We start from the raw sequence: 17632 nt of genomic DNA, 5'->3' as shown, positions 1-17632 counted from the left end.
TTTTTAAATCAAAAAATTCATCTTGGACAAAATACCCCTTATTTTGTCCGGACTATAGCTGGTTTATGGGTTTGCCGCAGCCGCCGGAATATCCTTCGGCACTGACGCACCCAGAGCCGCGGCCAATTGGCGGACATATGGGCTTGCATCATACTGCCCCATCCAATTCAAGACCTGATCAAAATTTTTCGATTGAAGACTGCTCAAGAGATACAGCGTCATCATCCGGATGGGCCATCGGTCATGAGACAGATTGTCGGAAATAGAAGCAACCAAAGAGGAATCCAGCGTCAGGGCAACATCCGTGAACGTCGAAAGCGTTTGAAGTCGAATAATCCAGTCTTCATCCGCCAGCAGCCGACGGACGGCATCGGCCAGAAGAGTGGGTTCGGCCCTCACAAAACGATATCCGACTCGGTTTGCCAGGGCCGCCTGCTGCTCGGCCAAAAGCCCCGTAAACAGTTCGGCAGAGCGAAACTTCTGGCCCTCTTTGCCCCTGGACAAACCGCTGAGCCGCTGAATGAGAAAATCCTGAGTCAAAGCGATTCCTCGCCGGCGTACCGTCTGGCGAACCGGTGCCGGGCGAAGCAGAGGGTTGTTCTCGCCCAATTCCTGAGAATCCGGTTCATCCAGCCGCAGAACGAAATCGATTTCCACCGAGGCCTGCGGATAGGTTCGAAGCAGCCGGCGCAGGGGACCGGTCATCAGGTCCACCGTAACGGCGGCATGCTGTCCCGGACGAATCGGCAGACTCGGACGCAGGGGCAGCCGAACCAGCGAAGGAAATGTCTGAACCAAATCCCCGCGGACCTCCGCATCAATTCGAACGTCGCCCCGCAGCATTCCCGCCGGCCCCACTATCAGCAGACGCGGACCGATATTGTCCACCACAACTGTAGCCGGCATATCACTGCCGTAAGGATAGTCAGAACCGCTCATCCGCAGCTTTGCACGGACCAGTTTGGACAAAGGAAGAAACTTCGGACAGACTTCATCCCCGAACTCCGCCTGCAAATACTGCAGGATTTCCGTCGGGGAAAAAGCAGGCAGATAGTCCGACCCATTGGCCTTCAGAACCTCCTGGGCCCTCCAGGCGAGAATGGTTTCCGGGCCCATCTGGACGACTTTCTTCAGAGGCGCCAGGGCCGCTTCCCGGTTCTTTTCTTTCAGGAAAAGGGCGGCCTGAGTAAAGAGAGCAACCGGGTCATTTTCATCTGCATTTTCCAAATACTGACGAGCCAGGTCTTCCTGCCCGCTTTGAACCAGGGCATAAGCAAACAGAACGCGGGCCTGCGGACTGTCCGGACGTCGGGCAATCGCTTCATGCCCCCAAGCCAGGGCCTGCTCGGCATCCGGCAGGACAAAACTGTAAAACCAGCTCAGCTGTTCGGGCATCAAGCCGCCTGCATCGGCGTTGGAGCGAATTCGTTCCGCTGCCTTTCGTCCGGCCGCCTCCAGACGTGCGCGTCCCCTCTCCGTCTGGCCCATTCGCATCATGGCCAGGCCTGCCGCCGACTCGAGCATCAGGTCCTCCCGACCTTCCGTCCGGGCCTGTTCTGCCAGCGTCAGACACAGGCCGGCGGTTTTTTCAGACTGAAGGGCACACAGAGACCAGCTCAGCAGAATCTCCGTCGGCAGCGGCTCCCCGGGATACAGGTATTCAGACAATTCGGAAAGATACTGATACGCTCGAACCGCTTCCGAATACAGCTGAACCTGCCGGAGAATGTCTGCATAGGCCCGCGCCGCCGCCGCATTCAGCGGATTGACCTCCAACATGCGTCGCAGATGAAGCACCAAAAGCCCCCTGGGCACCTCCTGCCCCATCTCCGCCATTTTTGAGAACGCCAGCAGATTATATGGGTTCAGACTGTATGCGTACTGCAGACGCTGAAAGGCCGTGGTCATATCCGCCCGTTCCAGTTCGAGCATCGCCAAATGCACGGAAAGTTCCGACACAACCGCCGGATTTTTATTGCCGTAGATGCTGAGCAGACGCCCCAAAAGCATCTCCCGCTCCTGACGCGTCTGAAGCCGTCCGAGCAGATAACCGACTCCGCCGGTGACCACCGCCAAATTGGCACGTTCATCAATGTACTGCCGCAGGGCATCGCGGACGGAACGGGAATAGTCATTCGGATTCGCACCAGCCGAAGCGGCCACCTTCAGCAGCATCTCCTGTGCGGAACCCAGCTGAGGATCGAGAGCCGTCGCCGCCTCCAGAAACGCCATGGTTATCTCAATGGAGCGGGCGGAAAACGGGTCATTGCCATAAACATCCATCGCCGTTTTGGCCAGAACAGCCGCGGCAGCCGGAGAGGTAAAAGAGCCCTCCTGAGCGAAAACCGTCCTTGCCAACCCTCCTGCGACAACCAATCCTAAAAAAAACAGCCGTTTATTCATTTTGTATCTCCCTGCAGCTGCCCGCAATCAAAACCCGTTTTTGGTAATCCCTGCGGCGGCTTTAAATCCCCGCGTAAACACGGCGGCATTATAAAACAAGCCCGACAGACCGTCAAACCTTCTCGAGAAACCTTCTCGACTATTGCTCGGGTTTGCCTTCTTCCCTCGGCTGTGCCGGCGCAACCTGCTTTCGGCCTGTCAAAAGCCGGAGCATCTCATTGCCGCTTTGCCACGAACCGAGAAGATAAACTCCTGCGCACACAATCACGACAGTTCCCACCCGCACCAATTCAAAGAATGTTTTATTCGGCAGCCCTCTGAGCAGATACAAAACAAGTCCCCCTGCCAGTGTCATCAGAATTGTGCACCCAACCGTCTTCCTGAAAGAGCTGCCCCAGCCTTCGAAGATGCGTTTGCCAAAATTTCGCTGAAGTCCAGCGAGCAGAATACCCGCCTGCAGATAGGAACACAGCGCTGTCGAAACCGCAAGTCCCGCCGCCCCCAGCGGCCAAATCAGCAGCAGATTCAAACAAATATTCACCCCAACGGCAGCCGCCGCCGTCATTGCCGGACGTTTCGACTGCCCGATGGCATAGTACACCCGCGTGACAATCTGCTGGCAGAAATAGCCGCACAGCCCCAGACTGTAGCAGTACAAAATCCACGCTGTAGCTCGTGTATCCTCCGCCGTAAATGCCCCCCGCTCAAACAGCACCCTGACAAGGGGTCGGCCGATGAGAATCATCCCCGCCGCAGCCGGCAGCGCAATAAAAAAGGCCCCGCAGATTCCGCGTCGAATCGTCTGCAGCAGCTCTGTCTTATCCTCCCGGGCGGCTGTGCGGCTCAGAACCGGATAAATCGCCGTAGCCAGCGAAACCCCCAGAACCCCCAGCGGAAACTGGTAAAGCCGCTGCGCATAAAAAAGGCCCGAAACCGTCCCAGCCCAGACCGGATAGCGAATCGTCTGTCCAAAAAGAAGGAAACTGTCCCCCTTCTCCGCCGAACCGGACAAAGACTTGGCAATAATATCATCCGCCAGCGTGTTAATCTGGGTGGCCGTCAGCCCTAATATCATCGGCCCCATCAGCATCAGAATCGACCGAACCCCTTCCGAGCGAATCTCCCAGGCAGGCCGAATCTGCACCCCATACCGCTTCATCGGCGCTGCCACCAGGAGCAGCTGCCCGATTCCGACGGCGATGACGGCCCAGGCCGTAAAATAAACCATCTTTTCCTTCGGCCAGCCCAACCCTTTCCCGGAAATCACCAACGCCCCTATCAAAAAAATATTGAGCACCACAGGGGCCAGCGCCGGAGCGGCAAAATGCCGATGGCTGTTCAGAATCCCCCCCATCACCGCCGCCAGACAAATCATCACCATATACGGCATCATAATCGCCGTCAGTTTCAGCATCCGCCGTGTGCTCTCCAGCTCCGCCCCGACCTGCATATAGCCCCAAATCCCCGCCCAAACCAACAAAACAACGGCCGTCAAAATCAGAAAAACGGCCGTCAAAACCGTATTGGCCAGCCGATTGGCCTCCTTGGGGTCTTTTTCCAGATACCGGCTGTACACCGGAATAAAAGAGGTGGTTGCCGCCCCTTCGCCGAATATCCGACGCGAAAGATTGGGAATCTTAAACGCAATCGTCCAGGCATCAAACAAGTCGCTTCGCCCGAAAAAATACGCAAACGCCATATCCCGGACCATCCCCAAAATCCGGCTGATGACGGTCAAAAACGCAATCTGTCGAAATCCCTTTACCATTCTAAGTTTATCCGTAAAAACGAGTTAACAGTTTTTTCGGCCAAAATCCCCTCGCATCCCCAATAAATCCGGGCAGGTCAGGCAGTCCCCCTGAATTTCGCGGTCTGTCAATCGAAATCCGCTGTGTCCGCCACTGCGGCAACCAGTGCATAAACCTTTTGTGCACCAGCCCTTTTGAGCACCCGAGCACATTCATTCAGCGTCGCCCGGCTGGTCGTAATATCATCCACAAGGCAAACGGACGCCCCCGCAAAAGAATGCCCTTTTCGGACGGCAAAAGCTCCCTTGACATTTCTTCGCCGTTGAGCACTCGTCAGATTCCACTGCCTTCTGGTGTATCGAACCCGAACCAAATCTCGGCTAACAGGAACATCAATCCCCTTCATCGCCTTTGCCAGCAAATAGGACTGATTGAAACCTCTTTGCAGACGCCGCAGCCAGTGGAGAGGAACCGGCACGAGGTAATCGACCTGCCCCCAGGAACGACTTTCCAATACGGCCCTTAAAAACGGTCCGAAAAAGTCCGCCAGCTCCGTTCTTTCCTGAAATTTCAGCCGCAGCAGCAAATCGCGCAAGACGGAATCATACTGCCCCACCCGCAGAATGCCGTCCGTGAGAATCCGCTGTCCCTCGCAGCGTCCGCACCCCTCCGGCAGATGCCCGTAAGGGCTGACTGTCAGACCGCACCGCCGACAGTAATCTTGTCCGGTTGTGCGGGAGAAATCCTGCCAGCAGCGTCTGCACAGAAAGGTTTTTTCTTCCGGGAAGGCCCCGCACAAGAGGCACTGCCGAGGCCAAAGCATTGCCGCCGCCCCCTGCCCCCACGGCCGCAGCCGCTTTCGAAAAAACAACCCAAGATGCTCAAAAACCTGCATTCCCTCCCGATACCATACCCGCCGAATGCAGGCAACTGTTTTTTTGCATCATGACCTCCCCACGTCCACCTCACCCACATCCACCCACATTATGATTGCACCGCCCCCGTCATTCTCGCGACTTGTTTTCCGAAGCTTTGAGCGAAGGAGAAAAGCGGGATTTGAATCGACCGGTGTGGGAATTAGCCCCGGGCGCAAGCCCGGGGGAAAGGAGATGGGGTTCTCGTCTTCTTTTTCCCCGCCCGTAAGGGCGGGGCTATCCTCTGCCGCCCAGCGGCCAGTATCCAGCAGAAAAGGTGAAGGCCAAAATCCCCTCTCTGCACAGTTTTGTTTGCTGCTGTTAATTCAAATCATACAGACGGTTATCCGGCGACAGAAAGCCCGTTCCCTCTGCAATCATCTTCTTGTCCTCCGGATAGGTCTCCGTGTATCGGTCCGCCAGCGTTTCTGCGTGTCCGTCGCAAAAAGCCGCATTGGTTTTTCGACGATGCCGAAACCCCTGCGTCCCGGCATACCGGCCGCTGAAACTCCAATCTCCCGGATTGGCCCACGGCGCCCGCATAAACTTATTGGCCCCTTCCCCATATTGGCCGTCTCCGAACAAGGCCGTCTGGGCTGGATTGCGAACCTGATGATATTTAGCCGGTTCCGGAATGCTCTCAGCGCTGCCGTGCCCGATATAACTGGTGTTGTAATTGTAGCCCGTAAACGGCTCGCCGCCCGCATTGTCCGCCCCCCGAAAACCCGGGCACTGCTGAATCTCCATCGAATCGCCGCTTTGCCACAAAATGCCGGGTTCCCATGTATAAACCCTCCGCCCGTCGGCCCAGCTCTGCGTCGTAATATAATCCCACGCAATCGTCCGAATTTGGCTCCAGTCGGAAGAGGCAACGGTTCGGTAGGCCATCGGATAGAATCCGTCGTAGCAGGCCGTATACGCCGACGCCGCCAGGGCACACTGCCGCAGCTTGCTCAGACACAGCACGGACTGCCCCTGCGCCCGGGCCTGCTTCAGGGCGGGCAGCAAAAGACCGGCCAAAAGCACCAGACAGGCCAAAACCGCCAGCACTTCCGCCAGCGTAAATCCCCGGCACTTTTTATTCAACGCCACCTTCCGTTCCTTTCAGCCAATCGGCACTCAGCCAAAGCAAATCTTCCAAATCGACGCGGCCGTCTCCTGTAATATCCCCCGCAGGGAGCCGTTCAGAGCGGCCCCGAACTCGTGCCACTGCATCAATCTCCGGCGTAGCCCCGCTCGTCCGCGGATTGTCAAAGCGAATGTACTGAATCCATTTCCGCCCCGTCTGCGGGTCAACCGGCAGCGGAAACTGCGAAATATCCAATGCCGTCCCGCCGGCCGACTTTCCGTACTTCAAAGCAATCTGAGCCAGCGTGGTGTTTCGAAAATCCGTTTCCAGCACCGCCGGGTCAAGCGGCAGCGTCGGGTCCGTCTCTTGTCCCCACCATCCGGGCAGGCCCGGCTCGTACACCCGTCCGAGCGTCGGGGCAAACGCATCCGCAAAAAAATCCCCCAGAAAACCGTAGCGGCCCGGAAAGTTTGGGTCTGAAAAATCCGGATTGACCCGATACGTCTCATCCATTGTAAAGGTGAACCAGTTCAGTCCGTCCTGACTGACGCTGACAACCGCCGGCTCCTTCGTGCAGGGTTTATTCAGAGTCGCCAGCAGCGCCGGATTCCCCATCAGCCAATACTGGCTTCCGCTGATGTTTTGAAAGGAGTTTCCAAAGACAATCAAATCTTTTCCGAAGGGATTATCCGGTGCATCATAAACCCGTCTGCCGAATCGCAGAACCAGATGTCCTCCAAAGCCGATGCTGACTACCTCGCTGGGCAGCCAGGCCGGATAGACCGGCACCACCGGCACCGCCTGCCCCGGCGGTGCAGCGGCCCCGTCCCCGACGGTATCCACCGTCGGCCTGCCTAAAGCCGCCTGCGGGTTGTTATACGGCTGGCCTGTCCAGTAATGCGTCGGAATCCCCCCGCCCGGCACATATTCCACCACCTCCACAGCAAAATCATTGGCATCCCAGACAACCCCTGAAGCCGCCGCCCCAAGCAGAATCCAGCTGACCGCCAAGAACAATTCGTTCCTCATAGGCTCCCCAAAAAAGGAGGCCGGACGTGAAAATCCGGCCTCCGCTGGATACTATCGTTGTTTCCTGAACACAAACAAGCTCACCAGCCCCAGCATACCTAAACTTGCCGGCTCCGGAATCGGCGTCCTGACCGAACCGGTAAAGGCCCAGTCCCAGTCACTCGGGCCGACCCACACCCAGTCGCCGCTGGCCCAGCCGTCCCATGCTCCGTTTGAAAGAACCCGGTCCGAAGCACCGATCCAGCTGAGCGACCAGTTCACGCCGTCATCCGATGTAAAGAAACTCCACGAGCCGCCCCGTTTGGAGGCCCCCAGATAACTTAAATCCGCAATAAACCAGCCGCCGACGCTGTCCACCCAGTACGAGCTCATCGTAAAGTCATCCGAATACGCATCAATCGCCAACAGAGCATCATAGCTGGTTTTGGCTCCGTTCCACATGTATCCGAAGGCATAACTGGTGCTGTCGTCGAAATCCACCACAATCATAGCCCGATTGCAGCCCTGACCAGCCCAGTACTCCACATTCACTTGTTCAAAACTCAATCCCGCCAATGCGGCGGACGATAGACTAACCATCACACAAACACCTGCAAAAAACCTTTTCATTCTTTCCTCCGAAAACCAATCTTAAAAAAACCTTTTTTGACTTTTCCTCAACACTCACAAGTCCCGACAATCTATTTCTTCATCCTGCTGGTTTTCACCTCCGTTTCCTGCGTTTCTTTGGCCCTAACCGCGAGGGCCCCGGCGGACAAAACAAAAAAGCCGCTGCCTCCGCCACGGAAGCAACGGCTTTGAATGTCTGATTCCACTGAAGGCCGAACCGCCTCTCCAAATAAGAGGACAAGCGCTCGGCGGCTTCAAGGTGCACAGCGTTCCATCCGCGGGAAACATCTTATGCGTTCCGAATTGCAGGCAGGTTTTCTGACTTGCATCGATTCTCTGCAGGCACCTTCCCATCCTTTCAGACAGTGGTTTTTGCCCGCAAAGTGCCGAACTTGCGATTCGGCCGATGCTCACAGCGGCGCGACCGTCACGGTTTTTCACCGTGTTCCCGTTTGACTATCCGAAAACCCCTCTTTGGGATTTCGGACCCGCAATCCATCTTTCACTGGTAAAGAACAAAGGAAAGAATATCTCCGCTTTTCAAAAAATCAAGAAAAAAAGCCGACAGGTTACTCAAAATCCTCCGGCATAAACTGGGTTGGAAATTTCGTTCCGCCCAGCCGCAGCGCCTCCAGTTCCGCCTCACTCACCTTGCCCTGGATAAACTGCTGAACGACCTCGTTGGGATGAGTGCGAATATGTTCGGCATCTCCATCCGCAATAATCCGACCGTGATGAAGCATCACAATCCGATTCGCTATTTTATAAGCACTTCGCATATCGTGCGTAACCACGACGCTGGTTACCTTCAGCTCCCGCTGAAGTTTCAGAATCAGCTCATTAATCACATCCGAGGTAATCGGGTCCAGGCCGGTCGTCGGCTCATCATAAAGAATAATTTCCGGATTGAGCGCAATCGCCCGCGCCAGGGCGACCCGCTTGCGCTGACCGCCGGACAAATTCGCCGGATAATAATGCTGATATCCGTCCATTCCCACCAGGGCCAGCTTCTGCTTGACCATTTCATCGACGGCCTTCCAATCGGTAATTTTGTAGTGCTGGCGCAGCGGGAAAATGATATTTTCATAAACCGTAATGCTGTCAAACAGCGCCCCCATCTGAAAACAAAAACCGAATTTGCGGCGAATCGGAACCAGCTCCCGCTCGCTGAGGTGATCGATGCGTCTGCCGCGGTAATAGACTTCCCCGGAATCCGGCCGTTCCAGCACAATCAGATGCTTCATAAAGACGGTCTTGCCGCAGCCGCTCGGGCCGATGATGACCGTCGTCTTGCCTTCCTCAATGGCCATCGAGACGTTATCCAGGACCAGCTTCTGGCCGTACCGCTTCGTCAGGTCGCGGACGACAAGAATTCCGTCCTCCGGCTGAATCTTCTTTTGAATCAAGGCACCTCCGCCGAAATTAAATCAGGGGCCGCAGCGGCCAGAATGTTTTATACACCGCACTGAGAACCACGGCAAAGACATAATTCAAAGCCAGGATGGAAATAAAGCATCCGACAAACGCCTCCGTACAGGCCTCGCCGACCCCACGGGCCCCCTCTCGGCAGGTAAATCCTTTATAACAGCTGATTATGGCAATCGCCCCGCCGAAGAAAAATCCTTTGAGGGCTCCGGTGGAAACGTCCCACAATTCCACCCCCATCGCACTGTAGTTCCAATACGCCCCCGGATTGATGCCCAGCTGTTTGACGCTCACAAAATACCCGCCCAGGATACCCAGCAAATCCGCATAGATAATCAGCAGCGGCGTCAGCAGAAGACACGCCAAAACCCGCGGAGCCACCAGATACCGGATGGGACTGACCCCAAAACTCTGTACGGCTGCAATCTGCTCGGTTACATTCATCGTACCCAGCTCCGCCGTCAGAGCCCCTCCGACCCGTCCGGCCAGCATCACGGCGGCCAAAACAGGCCCTAATTCTTTCACAACCGCAATGTTAATTAAAACGCCCAACCGCTCCTCCAGCCCCATCGACGCCAGTTGTCCATAGGCCTGAATCGCCAAAATCATCCCCACAAAGGCACCGGTGGCCATCACGACCGGAACACTTTTAACCCCGATAATGTTCATCTGGTTCAGAACCAAAGGATAGGAGCGCGGATGAAACAGGGTATGGACCATCGCTCGAAAGGACTCCGCCGAAAAACGGCCGAATCGGCCGAATCCTTCGATGCAGGCAATCGTTCGTTCTCCGAGAATCTCTATCATGAATTCTCCTTTCACAAAACACTGTCATTCAAACTATCGGTTTTTTCGCATCCTCTTTTGCAAAAAACAAGTTCACAGATGAGGCAACCATTTTTCTCCATTTTAACGTTAAACAGATTCATTTTTTATAGGACATAAAAGCCGCAAAGAACACATCCTCTTATTAAACAAAGACTTACAAATACCATTCAAAATAAAAAAGGCGAAACATTTTACCTATTTTAACTAAAGATTTTTTGATGGCGAATCCGATTAAATCCCCAGATTGGCTATTTTTCCCATTTTGACTTGTTCTAAAAAATGAAAGGAAGAGGCTTATGGTAGATGAATGCATTCTCGAAAAATATCTTCGTTCCCTCCTTTCCGGAGACCGTATTTCCTGCCGGCTTGTGATTGAAGAAATCCTCAAGAACGGCGTCCCGGCCCATCAGGTTTATATCGATGTCATCTGGCCGATTATGGTCGAAATCGAAAAACTGTATCGAGAAGGACGAATCGACTCCGCTCAAGAGGCCTTCGCCTCTCGAATCAATCGGACGTTGGTCAATCAACTCCAAAATAAACTGCCCAGAAAACCCGAAAAACACAAGAAAATCGTCATTTGTACCGCCGATAACGAGCAAGCCGAGCTCGGCGGACAAATGCTCACGGATTTGTTTGAGAGCGACGGCTGGGAAACCCGTTTCCTCGGCGGAAGCGTCTGCACAGATGACATTCTGGCTTTTATTCATACATATTCCCCAGATATTCTCCTTCTTTATGGGATGAACGGCTCGGATGCCCCCAATGTTCGGCGTCTTATCGACATGATTCGAGATATCAACGCCTGGCCGAACATGCGCATTATGCTTTCCGGAGGCGTATTTGGTCGGGCCGAGGGGCTTTGGGAGGAAATCGGAGCGGACTTGTACGCGCCCAGTCCGGAACAGGCCGTCCAGCTGGCGGATATGGACCGAGCCGCCGCTCCAATGCCCCAAAAAACGATAAAACAAAAGGTCAAAGCCGCCGCAAAACCCGCTGTTTCTTCGGCAAAACGCTGATAAGACGGTACCTCGACGACAATCGGAAATGGGCTTTTAACAGAAAAAACATTGCTCTTGTGGAGAAATAGTGGTATAAAGTCGGGCTTGTTTTTCTCAAAAAAATGTTTGGAACAGGAATCAGTCAATAGGAATTCCGTATGATCCTAACGCAAATCCTGCAGCCGACTTGCATTAAGGCTCCGCTGGAAAGTCGGGACAAAACAGGCGCGATTGAAGAACTGATCAACCTGCTTGCCCAGGCAGGCCAAATAACCGACCCGGCCGGTGCGCTCGAAGCCGTGATGGAACGGGAACAGCAGCGAAGCACCGGCATCGGTTCCGGGATTGCCATCCCTCACGGGAAAACCCCCTCCGCCAAAGAGCTGGTGATGGCTTTCGGCATCGCAAAAAATCCGATTGACTTTGACAGCATCGATAAAAAACCCGTCAAAATCATCGTGTTGCTGCTGTCCCCGCCCGACTGCACCGGGCCCCATATTCAGGCACTGGCCCGCATCAGTCGGCTGATGCTGGACGAGACCCTCAAGGCCAAACTCGAAAAGGCCTCCTCTCCGGAAGAGGTGTACGAACTGATCAGCAGCAAGGAAACCGAGTAGCCCGTCCGGAATGGTCAGGAATTCTCCCGTTATCCTCGGGAGCTTTCCCAGAGCACCATGCCCGGCTCATACGGCTCCACCAGGTCCTGATGGCGCGGGATAATCCGCAGGCAGAATCCCTGTTTGCCGGAATTGCGGCAGTCGATGGTTCCCTTGAATCGAGCGATTCTGTCCGGATTAAGTGACCCTTCCTCATACTGCATTTCCGCAATCTGGCCGTCCTCGATGATTCCGGAAGAATTGACATGGCCGTAATAGACCTGCACGGAAATATCGGAAGGATTCAGCCGCCCTAATTTCACATCCGCTGTAATCATCAGTCTGGAGCCGACCTCCAATTCCGGCACGCGGCCGTTCCAGGCCACATACTGATTGTCTTTGCCGGACTGAACCGAGACGTTCAGAATCGCCAAATCCTCCCAGGCCATACGCGTCCGCACCTTCCATTCCGAAAGGGCCCGAACCCTGGCCTCGCCGTTTTCGGTCAGCTCCACCCACTTGACGGCGGCCGGCCGGTAATACCGACGGGTGTATTCCGCCACCATTCGGCTGGTATTAAACCGCGGGGCGCACCACTTGATTGTATTTTTCATCCGCCGAATCCATTGTCGAGGCAGGCGGTCTTTGGAACGCATGTAGAACAGCGGAACCACCTCCTGTTCGAGCAGATTGAAAATGGCCTGTGATTCCACCTGGTCCTGGTAGCTGAGGTCTTCATACTCCTCGCCGGCGCCGATAATCCACCCGCTTTCCGGCACATACCCTTCGCACCACCAGCCGTCCAGCGTGCTCATATTCAGCACCCCGTTAATGGCCGCCTTCATTCCGCTGGTTCCGCTGGCCTCCATCGGACGGCGCGGATTGTTCAGCCACACATCGACTCCCTGAACCAGATACCGTGCGATATCCATATCATAATCTTCAAGAAAAATCAGCCGCCGCCGAATCTCCGGATTCTGCGAAGCAAAATGAACAATCTGGCGAATCAGTTCCTTGCCCGCCGTGTCCCGCGGATGCGCCTTGCCGGCAAAAATAAACTGAACAGGCGTCTGTGTATTCGTCAGCAGCTTCATCAGACGCTGCGGTTCCCGCAGCAGCAGCGTCCCTCGCTTATACGTGGCAAACCGCCGGGCAAAGCCGATGGTCAGCGCCTCCGGGTCCAGGACCTCATCCGCCCACTTCAGCTCTGAATGGAATGTCCCGCGGCGCTCCATCTGACGTTTCAGCCGCGTCCGAGCAAAGGCAATCAGCCGTTCTTTGCACCGCTGATGAGTCCGCCAGAACTCCTCGTCCGGAATCTGATCAATCACCTGCCAGAGCGACTTGTCCACAATCTCATCCGCCCAGCGGGCCCCCAGATAGCGTTCATACAGCTGATTCATCTCGGAGCTGAGCCAGGTCTTGGCATGAATGCCGTTTGTGATGGAACCAATCGGCACCTCGTGCACCGGAAGTTCCGGCCACAGATTCCGCCAAATCTGCCGGGAGACCTGCCCGTGCAGTTCGCTCACTCCGTTGCGGAATGCACTGCACCGCAGTGCCAGCACCGGCATCTTGAATGATTCTGAACCGTCCTGCGGGCGAATTCGTCCCAGCCCGAGAAAGCGCTCCCGGTTGATGCCCAGCTTGCCGTAATAATGACCAAAGTATTTATCCATCAGCTCCACCGGAAACTCATCGCTTCCGGCTGCGACAGGCGTATGAACCGTAAAAACGTTGCTCGCTTTGGCTGCCTCAAAGGCCTCTTCAAACGACATATTCCGAAGGCTGCGGAGCTTGGAGATGCGTTCAATCGCCAGAAACGCCGCATGCCCTTCATTCATATGGCAGACGGTCGGCTCCAGCCCCATGGCATACAGCGCCTTTAAGCCTCCGATGCCCAGAATAATCTCCTGACAGATGCGGGTCTCTAAATCTCCCCCGTACAGGGCCTGTGTGATCGCCCGGTCCTGCGGGGAATTGTCCGGCACATTTGTATCCAGCAGGTACAGGGGCGTGCGCCCTACCTGCGCCTTCCAAACCTGGGCCGACACCGTCCGACCCGGGAACTGGATGGTCACCAGCAATGGATGCCCCCCTTCCTTCCGCACCAGTTCCAGAGGCATGGTATGAAAATCATTGTCAATATAATGTTCCTGCTGCCATCCGTCGGTGTTCAGATACTGACGGAAATAGCCCTTCTGGTACAGCAGCCCCACGCCGACCAGAGGAATCCCCAAATCGGAGGCACTTTTCAGGTGGTCTCCCGCCAAAATCCCCAGACCGCCCGAATAAATCGGGATGCTTTCGTGAATCCCGAATTCCGCACAAAAATAAGCAATCAGCGGACGCGGCTGCTGACCGTAAATCTTGTCAAACCAGCTGGGAGCGTTCAGCGTCTGCTCCAGTTTGATTTTGGCCTGCTGAATCTGATATAAGAAACCCTCATTCCTGGCCAAATCCTCCAGACGGGCCTGGGAAATCATCCCGAGCATCCGTACCGGGTTGTGCATGCACTGTTTCCACAAATCGTAATCTGCACGCCGGAATATATCCGTAATCTCATAATTCCAGGACCAGTACATATTGCCGGTAATCAGCTGCAGGTCTTTCAACGGCTCCGGCAGAGACGGTTTGACGGTAAAGGTTCTGACATTCTGCATAAGTCTTCCCTGATTCAAGTTTTTAAAAGCACACACGCATGTCCCAAAAAGGACACGTGCCGCTTTCGTTATCGGTTAAGAACACTATATCCTTAATCGGAAAACAACCGCTGTTCTCTTCGGCTTTCTTGATTTCTACGATTATCGGACGAAAAAGATAAGAGGAAAAACAAAATCACGGATTCAGGAGTCTTATTTTCTGTAACCTCCGGAATTGCCTGCATTCCCAGAGTTCATTTCCTCCAGAACCCAAAAAGAGGTCAACTCTCCAATATCATAGACTTTCGGACGCATCCTGAGGGCTGCAAACTGCGAACTGACAACCAAAAAGACATTTTCCTCCCGAAGCAGAACCGCCTTTCGCCCCACGGGACTCGCAGAAGAAAGGACCAGTTCGAGGGCCAACCCCAAAGACATTTGGCCTCGGATTTCCAGACCAATCGGGCGGTCCGGTTCAATCAGCAAATTCCGGCTTAAATCCGGCCACAATACAATCAGAGGCAGCGGCGGCTCGACGGAGGTTCGAATAATCTCGAGGGCCTCCCGAATCGACACATCCTCGCGAAGGGCCGATAAATCCGCCTCTTTCTTCAAAAGGTTCTCGATTTGAATCTCCTGACGTTTCGGCCGGACCCGGACTGTTTTGTTCATTTCTGCTAAGGAAATAGGCAACTTTTGTGTCTCTTTCGGTTCGACTTCCGGGGAATTCTCTTGGGTCTGTGTTTGTGAACCCTCCTCCAGAGACGTGATTAATTCTGCCAGGTTAACAGGACCGGCAAAAACATCGGCCGAAATGCGGAAGTACCCCCGATCTTCAATATTGCGCAAAACAAGCTCTTTTCCGCTTCCTCGCAAGAGGGTTTCCAGAGTGTCCCGTCCCTCCTGCCGGCTTCCCTCCTTTCCCAACCCCCGCACTTTAACACGCAGCGGAATATTTTTGATGCGTTTCCATTCATCAACCCGGCAGGTAAACTCATCCGAGGAATGAACCTGCAAAATGGAAAGAACATAGACGCGCGGACGGTTTGTTTCCGTTCCGAAGACAGAATCGGTCTGCCAAAAGACAAACAAGCAAACTGTTAGAAAAAACGCCTGCTTCATAAACAAACCTAAATTGTACAAAAGAGGATTCTTTGGTCAAATTAGATTGCAAAATTAACGGATTATCTGGATATGCAATACCCCATACATCTTTACAGTGTTCTTTTCCTTTATTTAAGACTTGTCGGCGGAGCATTTTCCCTGTACAATCTCGCTTTTTACACGAAAGAGGAAAATAAAGGTTTTCAGTTTGGAGGTTGACAAGCGTGGCAGCAATCAAAGACTTTCGAAATGTGGTGCTTTTAGGACACGGCGGTGCCGGCAAGACCTCGCTGGCGGAGTCTATTCTCCATAAAGCCGGTGTTATCAACCGCTTAGGAAGCATTGACGAGAAAAACACCGTGTCGGACTTTGATGAAGAGGAGAAAAACCGCGGGCATTCCATTTATTCATCGCTGCTGTATTTCTCCCACGCCGGAAAGACCGTCAACCTCATTGATACCCCCGGCTATCCAGACTTCATCGGGGCGGCTTTGATGTCCATTCCTGCCGCAGACACGGCGGTCATCGTAATCAGTGCCTCGGCGGGCATTGAAATCAACACGCGAAAATTGTTTGCCGCCGCCTCCTCCGCCGGAAAAGCCCGGATTATCGTCGTCAACAAAATCGATGCGGAAAACGCCGACTTGAAAGAACTGCTCGGCCAGATTCAGGAATCCTTCGGTCCTCAATGCCGTCCGGCCAATCTGCCTGCCTCCGACAAAAACTCCGTAATCGACTGCATTCGCAACAAAACCGGCCAATCCCCCGTAATGGATGTGGCCAAAGCTCATACGGAACTGCTCGAGAGCATCATTGAAGCCGATGATGAGCTGATGGAAAGCTATCTGGCCGGCGAGACGATACCGGACGAAAAAATTTCCGATGTTTTTGTCAAGGCCCTCGTGTCCGGGACGGTCATTCCCATCCTGTTCACCAACGCCAAAACCGAAGTCGGCGTTCCGGAACTGATGAACATGCTGGCGCTCTACGCTCCGTCTCCTGCGGATGTCAAACCGCCGGTTCTTCTGGACGGCGAGAAAAAAATGGAAATTACGCCCGACCCCAACGGGCCCTTTGCCGGTCTGGTTTTCCGTGTCGGATACGATGCCCGGTCCAATATGAAATACGCATCGATCCGAATTTTCAGCGGGAAGCTGGATTCCTCCACCCAGCTGTTCGTCGGCGACGCCCGCAAGGCCATCCGACCCGGCCATCCGCTCAAAATGCTCGGCGGTGATATCAAAGAAGTCGAGGTCGGAACCTGCGGGGACATCATCACTCTGACCAAAATCGACGAACTTTCCCACGGTCTGCTCGTGCACGACGGGAAATTCTCCGGCAAATTCGAGCTGCCGGCGATTCCCAAACCGATGTTCTCGCTGGCCCTGGAGCCGGCCTCCCGAAACGATGAAAACCGGCTCAGCAGTGCGCTGGAAAAACTGTGCGAAGAAGACGTCTGCTTCAAGGTCAACCGCGACCCGCAGACCAAAGAGCTGGTTATCAGCGGACTGGGAGACCTGCACCTGCGGATTATGCTGGCCAAGATGGAAAACCGCTACAAGGTATCCGTGCACACCAAGCCGCCCAAGATTCCGTATCGCGAAACCATCACCGCCAAGGCGGAAGGACACTACCGGCACAAGAAGCAGACCGGGGGAGCCGGCCAGTTCGGCGAAGTCTTCCTTCGGGTTGAACCGGCCCCGCGAGATTCCGACCCGCCGCTGATTTTCAGCTGGGATATTTACGGCGGCACCATTCCCGGACAGTTTGAGCCGGCGATTCTCAAAGGCATTCAGGATGTCATGGAAAGCGGCATTGTCGCGGGCTTTCCGATGCAGGACATAAAAGTATCTATTTATGACGGCAAGCACCACCCGGTTGACTCCAAAGAAGTGGCCTTCCGAACCGCGGGCAAAGGGGCCTTTATCGACGCACTCGAAAAGGCCAAACCGGTGCTGCTGGAGCCCATCGTGAATATGGAAATTACCGTTCCGGCGGAAAACATGGGCGACATCACCGGCGATATGGCCTCCCGGCGCGGACGTGTTACCGGACAGGAAATGCTTCCGGGCGGGATGGTTCTGATTCGGGCCCAGGTGCCCCTGTCGGAAGTGGCCAACTACAACAGCCAGCTCAAAAGCGTCACCGGCGGCCAGGGCAGCTACTCGATGGAACTAAGCCACTACGAACCGACTCCGCCGAATATCCAGCAGCAGGTCGTGGCCCAATACAAGAAAGAAAAACAGGCGGAAGAAAAATAGCCG

General features: G+C 54.6%; 13 protein-coding genes and 1 riboswitch. Of the genes, 3 read left to right on the top strand and 10 right to left on the bottom strand.

The window, feature by feature from the left end; genetic code table 11:
* Positions 1-63: 63 nt before the first annotated feature.
* The 8 genes from WHS88_02650 to WHS88_02615 form a co-directional block, all read right to left on the bottom strand.
* Positions 64-2403 carry a hypothetical protein gene (locus WHS88_02650; GenBank protein ID MEJ5259071.1) on the bottom strand — a complete coding sequence of 780 codons (2340 nt, stop codon included), beginning with the start codon at positions 2401-2403 and terminating at the stop codon, positions 64-66.
* A 139-nt stretch (positions 2404-2542) separates the two neighbouring features.
* A complete protein-coding gene (gene murJ, locus WHS88_02645) occupies positions 2543-4171 on the bottom strand; it encodes a murein biosynthesis integral membrane protein MurJ (GenBank protein MEJ5259070.1) in 1629 nt (542 codons plus the stop codon).
* A 107-nt stretch (positions 4172-4278) separates the two neighbouring features.
* A complete protein-coding gene (locus tag WHS88_02640) occupies positions 4279-5046 on the bottom strand; it encodes a ComF family protein (protein MEJ5259069.1) in 768 nt (255 codons plus the stop codon).
* Between the two features lie 340 nt (positions 5047-5386).
* On the bottom strand, positions 5387-6157 hold the full coding sequence (locus tag WHS88_02635; protein ID MEJ5259068.1) for a prepilin-type N-terminal cleavage/methylation domain-containing protein: 771 nt from the start codon (positions 6155-6157) through the stop codon (positions 5387-5389).
* Complete coding sequence (locus WHS88_02630) at positions 6144-7163, bottom strand: hypothetical protein (GenBank protein MEJ5259067.1); 1020 nt, start codon at positions 7161-7163, stop codon at positions 6144-6146. Before WHS88_02630 ends, WHS88_02635 begins: the two co-directional genes overlap by 14 nt.
* A 51-nt stretch (positions 7164-7214) precedes the next feature.
* Positions 7215-7742, bottom strand: coding sequence for a PEP-CTERM sorting domain-containing protein (locus WHS88_02625; GenBank protein ID MEJ5259066.1), 528 nt, complete (start codon positions 7740-7742; stop codon positions 7215-7217).
* A 320-nt stretch (positions 7743-8062) separates the two neighbouring features.
* A riboswitch (cobalamin riboswitch) is annotated at positions 8063-8279 on the bottom strand.
* Between the two features lie 62 nt (positions 8280-8341).
* The gene (locus WHS88_02620; protein MEJ5259065.1) at positions 8342-9178 is read right to left on the bottom strand and encodes an ABC transporter ATP-binding protein; all 837 of its coding nucleotides are present in this window, start codon (positions 9176-9178) and stop codon (positions 8342-8344) included.
* A gap of 16 nt (positions 9179-9194) precedes the next feature.
* The gene (locus WHS88_02615; GenBank protein MEJ5259064.1) at positions 9195-10004 is read right to left on the bottom strand and encodes an ABC transporter permease; all 810 of its coding nucleotides are present in this window, start codon (positions 10002-10004) and stop codon (positions 9195-9197) included.
* 317 nt (positions 10005-10321) lie between these two features.
* On the opposite strand from WHS88_02615, the gene WHS88_02610 reads away from it, so the two are divergent.
* Positions 10322-11044 (top strand): B12-binding domain-containing protein, encoded by a 723-nt coding sequence (locus WHS88_02610; protein ID MEJ5259063.1) that lies wholly within the window; start codon positions 10322-10324, stop codon positions 11042-11044.
* 140 nt (positions 11045-11184) lie between these two features.
* Positions 11185-11643 carry a PTS sugar transporter subunit IIA gene (locus WHS88_02605; protein ID MEJ5259062.1) on the top strand — a complete coding sequence of 153 codons (459 nt, stop codon included), beginning with the start codon at positions 11185-11187 and terminating at the stop codon, positions 11641-11643.
* A gap of 29 nt (positions 11644-11672) precedes the next feature.
* On the opposite strand, the gene glgP is transcribed toward WHS88_02605, so the two are convergent.
* Complete coding sequence (glgP, locus tag WHS88_02600) at positions 11673-14285, bottom strand: alpha-glucan family phosphorylase (GenBank protein MEJ5259061.1); 2613 nt, start codon at positions 14283-14285, stop codon at positions 11673-11675.
* 192 nt (positions 14286-14477) lie between these two features.
* Positions 14478-14936: a hypothetical protein gene (locus WHS88_02595; protein MEJ5259060.1), complete on the bottom strand. Its 459-nt coding sequence runs from the start codon at positions 14934-14936 to the stop codon at positions 14478-14480.
* 656 nt (positions 14937-15592) lie between these two features.
* Between WHS88_02595 and fusA the strand changes: the two genes are divergently transcribed.
* The gene (gene fusA / locus WHS88_02590) at positions 15593-17629 is read left to right on the top strand and encodes an elongation factor G (protein MEJ5259059.1); all 2037 of its coding nucleotides are present in this window, start codon (positions 15593-15595) and stop codon (positions 17627-17629) included.
* Positions 17630-17632: the final 3 nt, after the last annotated feature.

The sequence above is a fragment of the Anaerohalosphaeraceae bacterium genome (assembly GCA_037479115.1).
Classification (GTDB): domain Bacteria; phylum Planctomycetota; class Phycisphaerae; order Sedimentisphaerales; family Anaerohalosphaeraceae; genus JAHDQI01.
The sequence above is the reverse complement of the archived record's forward strand: the minus strand, read 5'-3'. Positions and strand labels throughout refer to the sequence as shown.

Coding starts and splice junctions, on each gene's coding strand:
- WHS88_02610 (MEJ5259063.1), top strand. CDS start 10,322: ATGGTAGATGAATGCATTCTCGAAAAATATCTTCGTTCCCTCCTTTCC.
- WHS88_02640 (MEJ5259069.1), bottom strand. CDS start 5,046: ATGCAGGTTTTTGAGCATCTTGGGTTGTTTTTTCGAAAGCGGCTGCGG.
- WHS88_02595 (MEJ5259060.1), bottom strand. CDS start 14,936: ATGAACAAAACAGTCCGGGTCCGGCCGAAACGTCAGGAGATTCAAATC.
- murJ (MEJ5259070.1), bottom strand. CDS start 4,171: ATGGTAAAGGGATTTCGACAGATTGCGTTTTTGACCGTCATCAGCCGG.
- WHS88_02650 (MEJ5259071.1), bottom strand. CDS start 2,403: ATGAATAAACGGCTGTTTTTTTTAGGATTGGTTGTCGCAGGAGGGTTG.
- WHS88_02615 (MEJ5259064.1), bottom strand. CDS start 10,004: ATGATAGAGATTCTCGGAGAACGAACGATTGCCTGCATCGAAGGATTC.
- glgP (MEJ5259061.1), bottom strand. CDS start 14,285: ATGCAGAATGTCAGAACCTTTACCGTCAAACCGTCTCTGCCGGAGCCG.
- WHS88_02605 (MEJ5259062.1), top strand. CDS start 11,185: ATGATCCTAACGCAAATCCTGCAGCCGACTTGCATTAAGGCTCCGCTG.
- WHS88_02625 (MEJ5259066.1), bottom strand. CDS start 7,742: ATGGTTAGTCTATCGTCCGCCGCATTGGCGGGATTGAGTTTTGAACAA.
- WHS88_02630 (MEJ5259067.1), bottom strand. CDS start 7,163: ATGAGGAACGAATTGTTCTTGGCGGTCAGCTGGATTCTGCTTGGGGCG.